Annotated in this window: 9 protein-coding genes; 6 read left to right on the top strand and 3 right to left on the bottom strand. The window is 68.0% G+C overall.

Annotated features, from left to right (window positions below; all coding sequences use genetic code 11):
• The 3 genes from KM933_RS06325 to dnaA form a co-directional block, all read right to left on the bottom strand.
• The coding region (locus KM933_RS06325) for an NAD(P)-binding domain-containing protein (RefSeq protein WP_260333108.1) at nt 1-204 on the bottom strand (204 nt) is incomplete at its 3' end.
• A gap of 129 nt (nt 205-333) precedes the next feature.
• Entirely contained in the window at nt 334-1,464 is a 1,131-nt protein-coding gene (dnaN, locus tag KM933_RS06320; protein ID WP_221348964.1) for a DNA polymerase III subunit beta, read from the bottom strand.
• Nucleotides 1,465-2,511: 1,047 nt separating this feature from the next.
• Nucleotides 2,512-4,440 carry a chromosomal replication initiator protein DnaA gene (dnaA, locus tag KM933_RS06315; RefSeq protein ID WP_221348962.1) on the bottom strand — a complete coding sequence of 643 codons (1,929 nt, stop codon included), beginning with the start codon at nt 4,438-4,440 and terminating at the stop codon, nt 2,512-2,514.
• Between the two features lie 419 nt (nt 4,441-4,859).
• Here dnaA and rpmH point away from each other — a divergent pair, with 419 nt between their 5' ends.
• The 6 genes from rpmH (at nt 4,860) to rsmG (ending at nt 8,439) form a co-directional block, all read left to right on the top strand.
• The gene (rpmH, locus tag KM933_RS06310; protein WP_006381191.1) at nt 4,860-4,997 is read left to right on the top strand and encodes a 50S ribosomal protein L34; all 138 of its coding nucleotides are present in this window, start codon (nt 4,860-4,862) and stop codon (nt 4,995-4,997) included.
• A gap of 20 nt (nt 4,998-5,017) precedes the next feature.
• Nucleotides 5,018-5,389 carry a ribonuclease P protein component gene (gene rnpA, locus KM933_RS06305; RefSeq protein WP_221348960.1) on the top strand — a complete coding sequence of 124 codons (372 nt, stop codon included), beginning with the start codon at nt 5,018-5,020 and terminating at the stop codon, nt 5,387-5,389.
• Nucleotides 5,386-5,751, top strand: coding sequence for a membrane protein insertion efficiency factor YidD (yidD, locus tag KM933_RS06300; RefSeq protein WP_221348958.1), 366 nt, complete (start codon nt 5,386-5,388; stop codon nt 5,749-5,751). Before rnpA ends, yidD begins: the two co-directional genes overlap by 4 nt.
• A 3-nt stretch (nt 5,752-5,754) precedes the next feature.
• Entirely contained in the window at nt 5,755-7,041 is a 1,287-nt protein-coding gene (gene yidC / locus KM933_RS06295; protein WP_221348956.1) for a membrane protein insertase YidC, read from the top strand.
• Between the two features lie 15 nt (nt 7,042-7,056).
• Complete coding sequence (locus tag KM933_RS06290) at nt 7,057-7,569, top strand: Jag family protein (protein WP_221348954.1); 513 nt, start codon at nt 7,057-7,059, stop codon at nt 7,567-7,569.
• Between the two features lie 153 nt (nt 7,570-7,722).
• On the top strand, nt 7,723-8,439 hold the full coding sequence (gene rsmG, locus KM933_RS06285) for a 16S rRNA (guanine(527)-N(7))-methyltransferase RsmG (protein ID WP_221348952.1): 717 nt from the start codon (nt 7,723-7,725) through the stop codon (nt 8,437-8,439).
• The last annotated feature ends 261 nt before the right edge of the window (nt 8,440-8,700 follow it).

Raw genomic sequence — 8,700 nt, 5'->3', positions numbered from 1 at the left:
GATGACGCCCTGGGTGGCAGCACCCGCCGGGACCATCACCCACACCACCCGCGGGCCCGCGAGTCCGTCCACAAGCTCCTTGAGGCTGTGGACATCGGCGAGATCCGCGTTGCGGTCGTATCCGATGACGGTGTGGCCTGCGCGGCGGATGCGCTCGCGCATGTTGCCGCCCATCTTGCCGAGGCCGACGAGACCGAGCTCCATCAGGTTGTTCCTTCACTAGCGATGTGGCAGGAGAGCACTTTCGTACTTGCGTCCGAGCCTAAACCCGGACTCTCCTGCACATCTGTGGGCACAGCCGCTCAGACGTATGCCCCCACCTGCGGCTCTTCGTCAGCCGCTGAGCCGTACCGGCATGATCAGGTACTTGTACGCCTCGTCCGCCTCGGCGTCCAGGGCGGGCCGGCCGCTGAGGAGCGCCGGCTTGGTGGACGTCGTGAAGGAGAGCTGCGCGACCGGGGAGTCGATGGCGCTCAGGCCGTCGAGCAGGAACGTCGGGTTGAAGGCGATCGAGACGTCGTCGCCCTCCAGCTGGGCGTCGACCCTTTCCACAGCCTGTGCATCGTCGCTGGAGCCGGCCTCCAGGATCAGCACGCCCTGCTCGAAGCTCAGCCGCACCGGGGTGTTCCGCTCGGCGACCAGGGCCACACGCTTGACGGCCTCCACGAAGGGGGCGGTCTCGATGACGGCGATCGAGTTGAACTCCGTCGGGAACAGGGAGCGGTACTTCGGGAGGTCGCCCTCCAGCAGACGCGTGGTCGTACGCCGTCCGGCCCCCTCGAAGCCGATCAGGCCCTCCCCCGCGCCGGAACCGGACAGCGCCAGGGTCACGCTGTCGCCGCTCGTGAGCGCCTTGGCGGTGTCCAGGAGCGTCTTGGCGGGCACCAGGGCGACGGCGGACGCCTCGGGGTTCTCCGGCTTCCACAGGAACTCGCGGACGGCGAAGCGGTAGCGGTCGGTGGACGCCAGCGTGACCGTGTCGCCCTCGATCTCGATGCGCACACCGGTGAGGACGGGCAGCGTGTCGTCGCGGCCCGCGGCGATGGCCACCTGGGCCGCGGCGGAGGCGAAGACCTCACCGGGGACCGTGCCGGTCGCGACCGGCATCTGCGGCAGCGCCGGGTATTCCTCCACAGGCAGTGTGTGGAGGGTGAAGCGTGAGGAACCGCAGACCACGGTCGCCCGTACACCGTCTGTGGAAATCTCCACCGGCCGGTTGGGAAGTGCACGGCAGATGTCCGCGAGCAGGCGGCCCGAGACGAGCACCGTGCCCTCTTCGTCGATCTCCGCGTCCACCGAGACGCGGGCCGAGACCTCGTAGTCGAAGCTGGAGAGGCTCAGCGCGCCCTCCTCGGCCTTGAGGAGGAGGCCGGCGAGCACAGGCGCCGGTGGACGGGCCGGGAGGCTGCGTGCCGCCCAGGCCACTGCCTCCGCGAGTACGTCGCGTTCCACCCGGATCTTCACCGTTGCCGCCTCCGTCTGTTGCCGGCGCTCTCGCCCTGCTCGGTCTTCGTCGTCTGGGTCGGTGTCGCTCAGCCCACCGAGGGGCAGGACGCCGGGGACCAGTCTGACGCACCGCACTGACAGTCGGTGCCCCTCGGGGTCAAGTCGTGCCGAGCGGCACTCGGGGCTCCGGGAGCAAGTTGTGCACAGCCCCGACTTCGAAACGATTCCCAGGCTCTCTCTAGTTGTCAGTAGTAGTAGGGCCTGTGGATACCGTGGATAACCGCGTATGCGCAGTTCAGAGTCGGTTTTTTGTCCACCGGGCCTGTGGGCGGAGGCGGTGGACAACTGGCGTCTTCTGTGGACGGGGAAAAGTTCTGCACACCCGATACACAGGCAAGGGGTACTTCTCCCCAGCGCCGTCCCCAGGTTTACCCACGTTCCCCACAGGCCAACCCAGCCGCTTGGTGTGACGCCTTTCACTCGACACGGTGACGGCGCGCGTCTTGTTGCCGAACAGTGGACAGGGGTGTGGAGAAGCTGGTGATCACTGGGGATAACTGCCCCTAGCCTGTGGGACGCCGGTGGACAACCTTTCTCCCGGTCTGTGGGCCCTCTCTTTGTCCACAGGCTGTGGAGATCGTTTGTCCACGAATCCACAGGGGTCTGAACTGGGCTGATGCTCTTTCAGCACCGCTCCCTGTGGATACGAACTGGACAACTCCACGGTCCCCAGGGTGTGGACGCGAGAAAGTACCCGAATCTGTGGAGGAAGGCCGTGACCTGGCGCGTATTCGAACGTCCGGCGACTGTCGGGTAACGCCGGAACGGCTCCGGGAGCGGCCCGGAAGGGGTCATGGACGGCCTGGAAGGGGCCGGGGGCGGGCGGCGGCAGCGGCCGAGGACACCTGACGGGGCAGTTCGGGGCAGGTGAGGAGGCGCCGGAACGCGCCGGGAAGGGCGAGGGCAGGCCGGGACGGGCGAGGACGGGCGAGGACGGGCCGGGACAGCGAAAGGCGCCCTCGGGAGCGGGTCCCGGGGCGCCTCCGGCGGCGTACCGCCCGGACGTCAGCCGTTCTTGATGCGGTTGGTGAGCTCGGTGACCTGGTTGTAGATCGAGCGGCGCTCGGCCATCAGCGCGCGGATCTTGCGGTCGGCGTGCATGACCGTCGTGTGGTCGCGGCCGCCGAACTGGGCACCGATCTTCGGCAGGGAGAGGTCCGTGAGCTCACGGCAGAGGTACATGGCGATCTGGCGGGCCGTCACCAGCACCCGGCTGCGCGAGGAGCCGCACAGGTCGTCCACCGTGAGGCCGAAGTAGTCGGCGGTGGCGGCCATGATGGCCGACGCGGTGATCTCGGGGGACGAGTCCTCGCCGCCGGGGATCAGGTCCTTGAGGACGATCTCCGTCAGACCGAGGTCGACCGGCTGCCGGTTGAGCGACGCGAACGCCGTCACCCGGATCAGCGCGCCCTCCAGCTCGCGGATGTTGCGCGAGATGCGGGACGCGATGAACTCCAGCACCTCCGGCGGGGCGTTGAGCTGCTCCTGCACCGCCTTCTTGCGGAGGATGGCGATACGGGTCTCCAGCTCGGGCGGCTGGACGTCCGTGATCAGGCCCCACTCGAAGCGGTTGCGCAGCCGGTCCTCCAGCGTCACCAGCTGTTTGGGCGGGCGGTCGCTGGAGAGCACGATCTGCTTGTTCGCGTTGTGGAGGGTGTTGAAGGTGTGGAAGAACTCCTCCTGCGTCGACTCCTTGTCCGCCAGGAACTGGATGTCGTCGACGAGCAGGATGTCCATCTCGCGGTACCGCTTGCGGAAGCTGTCGCCCTTGCCGTCGCGGATGGAGTTGATGAACTCGTTGGTGAACTCCTCGGAGCTCACGTACCGCACCCGTGTGCCCGGGTAGAGGCTGCGCGCGTAGTGCCCGATCGCGTGCAGCAGGTGCGTCTTGCCGAGGCCGGACTCGCCGTAGATGAACAGCGGGTTGTACGCCTTGGCGGGTGCTTCGGCGACGGCGACCGCGGCCGCGTGCGCGAAACGGTTCGAGGCACCGATGACGAACGTGTCGAAGAGGTACTTCGGATTGAGGCGCGCGGTGGGCTCGCCCGGACCCGTCGCGGGCGCCGGCTGCGCGGCCAGCGGACCCGGGGCGCCGCTGGAGGCGGGCAGGGAGGAGCCGACGGGACCGCCGCGGTGGACATGACCCATGGCGGAGGGGGACGGCGGCTCGGACCGCTCACGGCGGTCCGGACGCTGGTCGTAGTCGGGCCGCGGCTGGTCGTAGTCGGAGCGCGACTGGTCGTACTCGGGCCGCTGCTGCTCGTAGTCGGAACGCTGCTGCTCGTAGCCGGAGCGCTGGTCGTAGGGCGAGCGGTCCGGCTGCTGCCGGTAGTCCCGCGGCGGGGACGCGTAGGGGTCCCGGTCGGGGAAGCCGAGCCGCTGCTGCTGCCATCCGTAGTCGTCCTGCGAGGACCGCGGCCAGGCGCCCGGTTCGGGACGCTGGTAGTCGGGGTACGCGGGGCGGGCCGTCGGGAGCTGGTCCTCGTGGGAGGGCTGCTGCTGGTCGGAACGGCCCTGGGCGTGGTTGTCCGTACGGTCGTCCGCGCGATGCCGGCCGTACCCGCGGTAGCCGTCGTGGCCCTGCGAGGGCGGGCGCTCGGGCTCCTCGTAGCGCGACGGGGCCTGCTGGACGGGCGGCGCCGGTGCGGGGGACTCCCCGACGGAGTCGTCGACGGTGATCGCGATACGGATCGGGCGGCCGCACTCGCGGCTGAGCGTGTCGCTGACGATCGGCGCCAGACGCCCTTCGAGCACGCCCTTCGCGAACTCGTTCGGGACGGCGAGCAGCGCGGTGTCCGCCACGAGTGCCAGCGGCTGGCACCGCTTGATCCAGTGCTCGTCCTTCGTCTCGACACCCTGCCCTCGGTCGTCGCCGAGAAGCTGTTCCAGGACGCGTGGCCACACTGCGGCAAGATCGGCAGGTACGTCAGCCACAGGGCACGCTCTCTCGCGGGTCCCACGAACGTGTGATTCCTGGGACGGATGGGGGTGGGAACTGGACGGGCGGGGTGGACGAAGCGGCCGGAACGGCCGGAACGAATGAGATGGAGCGGTGGGAAGGGAACGAACCGGAGTCCGGCCACGGTAGTCAGGGCGACCCGTGCGGTTCAAGTTGTTGTCCCCAGCCTGTGGACAGTGTCTCCTGGACAGCGCTGGTTTGACCGGATGGCGTAGCCGCGCGTACCGTAACCAGGTCGAGTTGTCGATGGCTGCTGCCGCCTGCCTCCGATGGGCACAGATCGCGAATGAGTGATCGGGAAGCGGTGCACTCGGGCGTAAGCGAGCTACTCGTGGGCGCACGGTGACAGCCAAGACGGCACCCCGCAACTACCGATTCTTTCTGGAGCCCCCGAGTGAGCAAGCGCACCTTCCAGCCGAACAACCGTCGTCGTGCCAAGACCCACGGCTTCCGCCTGCGGATGCGCACCCGTGCCGGCCGCGCGATTCTCGCGAACCGTCGTGGCAAGGGTCGCGCCAGCCTCTCCGCCTGATCACTTAAACAGGTCATGACGTGCTGCCTACCGAGCATCGGCTGAGGCGGCGCGAGGACTTCGCGACCGCGGTACGCCGAGGACGCCGGGCCGGACGCCCGCTTCTTGTCGTCCACCTGCGCAGTGGTGCACCGGACCCGCACGTGCCGGGGGAGAACGCTCCCCCGGCACGTGCGGGTTTCGTTGTCAGCAAAGCCGTGGGCGGAGCCGTCGTGCGCAACAAGGTGAAACGGCGGCTCCGCCACCTCATGCGTGAGCGAATGGCTCTGCTGAGCCCCGGTAGCCTGGTAGTAGTACGAGCGCTGCCCGGTGCGGGTGACGCCGACCATGCCCAGCTGGCCCGAGACCTGGACGCCGCTCTGGAGCGGCTACTGGGAGGGGGCGCGCGATGAAGTACCCGCTGCTGGCTCTCATCAAGCTGTACCAGTGGACCATCAGCCCGTTGCTCGGGCCGGTGTGCAAGTACTACCCGTCGTGCTCCCGCTACGGGTACCAGGCCATCGACCGGCACGGCGCGATCAAGGGAACGGCACTCACCGCCTGGCGCATCCTGCGGTGCAATCCGTGGTCGCCGGGTGGCGTGGACCACGTCCCGCCGCGCAGGCGTCCGCGATGGCACGAGATGCTGCGCACCACCTGGCGTGCACGCAAGGGCGGGAACTCCGCCGCCGAACCGGCCACCGAGGGGCACGGTATGTCCAACCATTCCTCGAGCCCGGCCGCCGAGACCCCGTCCCATGCTCAAGGAGCCTGATTAGTGGACACGATTGCCAGTATTTTCAGCTTCATCACGACACCCGTTTCCTGGGTCATCGTCCAGTTCCACTCGGTGTACGGCGCCGTCTTCGGCCCGGACACGGGCTGGGCCTGGGGCTTGTCCATCGTGTCCCTGGTGATCCTGATCCGTATCTGCCTGATCCCGCTCTTCGTGAAGCAGATCAAGGCGACCCGGGCGATGCAGACGCTGCAGCCCGAGATGAAGAAGATCCAGGAGCGCTACAAGAACGACAAGCAGCGCCAGTCCGAAGAGATGATGAAGCTGTACAAGGAGACGGGCACCAACCCGCTCTCCTCGTGCCTTCCCATCCTGGCGCAGTCCCCGTTCTTCTTCGCGCTGTACCACGTGCTCAACAGCATCGCGTCGAACGACACCATCGGCGTGATCAACAACCGGCTGCTGGAGAGCGCGCAGAAGGCGCACATCTTCGGGGCTCCGCTGGCCTCGAAGTTCACGGACAGCAGCGACAAGGTCCAGGCGCTGGGCTCCTCGATCACCGATGTGCGCGTCGTCACGGCGATCATGATCGTCCTGATGTCGTTCTCGCAGTTCTACACCCAGCGTCAGCTGATGACGAAGAACGTCGACACCACCGTGAAGACGCCCTTCATGCAGCAGCAGAAGATGCTGATGTACGTCTTCCCGATCATGTTCGCCGTCTTCGGCATCAACTTCCCCGTCGGTGTCCTCGTCTACTGGCTGACCACCAACGTGTGGACCATGGGCCAGCAGATGTACGTCATCCACAACAACCCGACTCCGGGTTCCAAGGCCCAGGCCTCCTACCTGGAGCGCCTGCACAAGCGCGTCACGCAGCACGGCAGGACGCGCGGTCGTGGGGAGAAGGCCGTCGTCAAGGCCATCGTCGCGAAGGGCCGCGACCGCAACGAGTTCGAGCGCAAGTTCATCAACGGCCTGTCCAAGGCGGGTCTGGCGGCGCAGGCCGACGGTTCCGTGGTGAAGAGCGAGGTCTCGACCGTGGTCGAGACCGAGGACGGCACTCCGGTGGCGGGCGGTGCTCCCAGGCGCCAGCAGCCCAAGCGGCAGAGCAAGTCCCAGCGGCAGTCGGGCACGGTCCAGGGCGGTGCCAAGGCCGCGGGCGAGCCCGCGCCGAAGACCTCCCTCAGCAAGGCCGACGAACCGCGGGACGCCAAGCCCGGTCCCAGGCCGGCGGGCGGCAAGTCCGCGTCCGGCGGTACCCGCAGCAAGGCCCAGTCCGGACAGCGCAAGGGTCCGCAGCGGCCCAAGTCCCCGTCCAAGAAGTAAGAAGGAGTCCATCCCGTGACGGAAGGCACCACCTCCGCTGCCCCTGAGGGTGGCGACACCCTGACCCGCCTGGAGCAGGAGGGCGAGATCGCGGCCGACTACCTCGAGGGTCTGCTGGACATCGCCGACCTCGACGGCGACATCGACATGGACGTCGAGGCCGATCGCGCGGCTGTCTCGATCATCAGTGATTCCCACAGCCGCGATCTGCAGAAGCTGGTCGGCCGTGACGGTGAGGTGCTGGAGGCGCTCCAGGAGCTCACCCGCCTGGCCGTGCACCGGGAGACCGGGGACCGCAGCCGTCTGATGCTGGACATCGCGGGCTACCGCGCCAAGAAGCGCGAGGAGCTCTCCGAACTGGGCGCGAAGGCGGCGGCCGAGGTCAGGAGCTCCGGTGAGCCGGTCAAGATGAAGGCGATGACCCCCTTCGAGCGCAAGGTGGTGCACGATGCCGTCAAGGCAGCCGGCCTGCGCAGCGAGTCCGAGGGCGAGGAGCCGCAGCGCTTCGTCGTCGTGCTCCCCGCCTGATCCAGCACGTCTGACCACCGGCCCCGTCTGTGTTCGCAGGCGGGGCCGTACTTTGTCAGCCTGAGGTTCGACAGTCCCTGAGGTTCGACAGTCCCTGATGGTCCTTGTAGTCAGCGCGCAGTGCGCTCAAGCGGTACGGAAGGACGGTTCCCCGTGACGGAGGCAGCGGAGCTCCCCCCTGCGCCCGAGCAGGCCCGGGCGGTGTTTGGTGACCGCTTCGCGGACGCGGTTCGTTATGCGGAGTTGCTGGCCGACGCGGGAGTCCAGCGTGGTCTGATCGGTCCTCGGGAGGTGCCCCGTCTGTGGGAACGGCATCTGCTCAACTGCGCCGTGCTCTCGGAAGTGGTTCCCGAGGGAGTGACGGTGTGCGATGTCGGCTCCGGCGCCGGACTGCCCGGCATCCCTCTGGCCCTCGTCCGTCCGGATCTCAGGATCACACTGCTCGAACCATTGCTGCGACGCACCAACTTCCTTTCGGAGGTCGTCGAGCTGCTCGGGCTCGACCATGTCACCGTCGTCCGCGGACGCGCCGAGGAAGTGCTCGGCACGCTGCCGCCGGTCCATGTGGTGACCGCTCGGGCCGTGGCTCCGCTGGACCGTCTCGCAGCGTGGGGCGTCCCACTGCTGCGTCCGTACGGAGAGATGCTCCTCCTCAAGGGCGACACCGCGGAGGAAGAGGTCAAGAACGCCGGAGCCGCCCTGAGCAAGCTCGGAGCCGTGGACACGTCGGTGCTGCACGTCGGTGAGGGCGTCGTGGAGCCACTGGCCACCGTGGTTCGCGTGGAGGTCGGGGAGAGCCCCGGCGGCGTGCGGTTCGCAGCCAAGCGGGCGAAGGCGGCGCGCACGGGACGGACCAGAAGGCGCCGCTGACTACTGTGTGGACAGATGCGACTCGAACGCGAGAGCGCTGGTCGCAGGGTCGGGTCTGCTGACTGATCCGTTGACTGATCCGTCCTGACGACGAGACGTACTCCACACCAGGTGCCGGAGTCGGGTGGCCGGAGTGTCGCGCGGTGACGGTCCCGCGTGCTGTGCATCGTGTTTCACGTGAAACGTCGCTCACTGCTGCACGGCATCATCGGTCGCGGTCGTGCCGCGTCCGGACCCCGCGACCGCACCCCTCTGGGATCC

The sequence above is a fragment of the Streptomyces beigongshangae genome (genome assembly GCF_019710745.1).
Lineage (GTDB): Bacteria > Actinomycetota > Actinomycetes > Streptomycetales > Streptomycetaceae > Streptomyces > Streptomyces beigongshangae.
This window is presented reverse-complemented; position numbering and strand designations above follow the sequence as displayed.

What these genes read in the sequence shown, in the direction of transcription:
- yidD (WP_221348958.1), top strand. Translation starts at nt 5,386, where the DNA reads ATGAAGTACCCGCTGCTGGCTCTCATCAAGCTGTACCAGTGGACCATC.